This is a genomic window from Pedobacter sp., assembly GCF_045627485.1.
GTDB lineage: Bacteria > Bacteroidota > Bacteroidia > Sphingobacteriales > Sphingobacteriaceae > Pedobacter.
Genome location: NZ_JAZQNU010000089.1, coordinates 1 through 1,875 on the forward strand (window position 1 = coordinate 1; position 1,875 = coordinate 1,875).

The following is a 1,875-nucleotide window of genomic DNA, read 5'->3' on the forward strand; positions in this document are numbered from 1 at the left end:
TTCCTTACATTGTCCATTACCTGGTCCGTGTCTGTATTTGCTTTTTCATTTCTGCCATGTACTTCCGCATGTACTGTTGTGCCTATTCTTTTCACCTGAAAGGTGGAAGTGGCACTGTCCTCGAAAAAATGAGCAGTAGACGCATCGAGGTTTTTCGGGTTCGAAGCAGGCCTCACCGTAATGGAGGTAACTTCAGTATCGGGACTCGATTCTTCCTTAATAGACTCTACCTTAACCCAATCATAACCGTCGCCAGTGGACGTTCCAGGTCCTGGGATATCAATCTTCAAGTAATCGCCCTCCTGTACCCAACGTTTTACCTCATTACCAGTACGATCTGTAAGCATAAAAGTAGATACTGGTACTTCACAGACTTCATACCAACGGTAAACCTCCATTAGCTTGTTTTTAGCTACCAAGTAATATTCTTTTGCTGCAGCAGTGCTATCAAATTCTGTCTGGGCATGAATATCCATTTTGCTGCCTTCTTGTTGTTCGGGAATGTGACTTTCCATATGCATGTGTTTAGTTAATTGTTTCAACGTATTTCCAGATAAGGAAAACTGTTTATAACAGATATTGTTTTTTCTTTTTAAGCACTGTAACATGGAAAATAATAAAGTAAAACAAATTCACGACTATGGTCAGAGTATATGGCTTGATTTTATTGATCGGGAAATTATCAAATCCGGCACTTTACAACGTCTAATCGAAGAGGACGGGGTGCGGGGAGTGACGTCCAACCCTGCAATCTTTGAAAAGGCCATTACAGGTAGTTCAGATTACGATGAAGACATTAAACGTTTATCAGAAACGCAGAAAGACCTTGAACTACTTTTTTATCAGCTTGCAATAGCTGATATTAAAAGCGCCGCTGATTTGTTCAAACCATTATTTAATGATACAGTGAAAGGTGCTGACGGTTATGTTAGCCTGGAGGTTTCACCTCGTTTAGCCCTCAATACCCAGGGTACCATTGCCCAGGCCCTAAGGTTATGGAAAGAAGTAGACCGGGAAAATGTAATGATCAAAATACCAGGTACAGAAGAAGGGCTGGAGGCCATTCGTTATGCCATTGAACAGGGTATTAATATCAATGTTACTTTATTATTTGGTATTGATCGCTATGAGGCGGTAACAGAAGCATATATTTCCGGTCTTGAATCCCGCTTGCACCAGGGGCTTCCAATCGCCAACATTGCCTCTGTGGCCAGCTTTTTCCTGAGCCGAATTGATGTACTCGTTGACCCAATATTAGATGAAAAAGGTCTGGGCGATTTAAAAGGGGAGGTGGCCATCGCCTCTGCAAAAACAGCCTACCAGCGCTATAAAGAAATATTCAGTTCTGACCGCTGGCGCAGGCTTGCCGCTGCAGGTGCAAAACCACAACGGTTACTGTGGGCAAGTACTAGCAGTAAAAACCCTGCATTTAAAGCCACCAAATATGTAGACGCACTGATTGGACCTGATACGGTAAATACGGTTCCCTTGGAGACCATAGAGGCCTTTAGACAAGAAGGTACGCCTGCAAATACATTGGAAAACGACCTGGACAAAGCTGCTGATACCTTGCGACGCATAAAAGACGCTGGCATCGACATCAATCAGGTGACCAGGCAACTCGAAGAAGAAGGAATAGAAAAATTTATAGCCCCATACAACAAATTACTAAATGCAATAGAAGAACAATTAAAGTGCTAATAAAACCCTAGTTTATGGAAAACACAAAATCGAACCCCCATACTAAGTATCCTGTGCCACCATTTCCAAAACAGGAACAAGAAAACCCTGGAACCGAAGATCAAATGACACCAACGGCCGATCATGGTGAAAAGAGCTATAAAGGTTCAGGTAAACTTACTGGTAAAAAAGCAC

2 protein-coding genes are annotated in these 1,875 nt (G+C 42.4%); one reads left to right on the forward strand and one right to left on the reverse strand.

Annotation, left to right across the window (positions count from 1 at the left end; translation table 11 throughout):
• Positions 1–515, reverse strand: a 515-nt coding sequence (locus tag ACR2F3_RS06635; RefSeq protein ID WP_432709195.1) for a hypothetical protein, incomplete at its 3' end; no start/stop codon positions are given.
• 91 nt (positions 516–606) lie between these two features.
• Here ACR2F3_RS06635 and tal point away from each other — a divergent pair.
• On the forward strand, positions 607–1,701 hold the full coding sequence (gene tal, locus ACR2F3_RS06640) for a transaldolase (protein WP_432709196.1): 1,095 nt from the start codon (positions 607–609) through the stop codon (positions 1,699–1,701).
• The last annotated feature ends 174 nt before the right edge of the window (positions 1,702–1,875 follow it).

Bases quoted from the DNA above. Each gene is read 5' to 3' on its own strand.
- tal (WP_432709196.1), top strand. From the start codon at position 607: ATGGAAAATAATAAAGTAAAACAAATTCACGACTATGGTCAGAGTATA.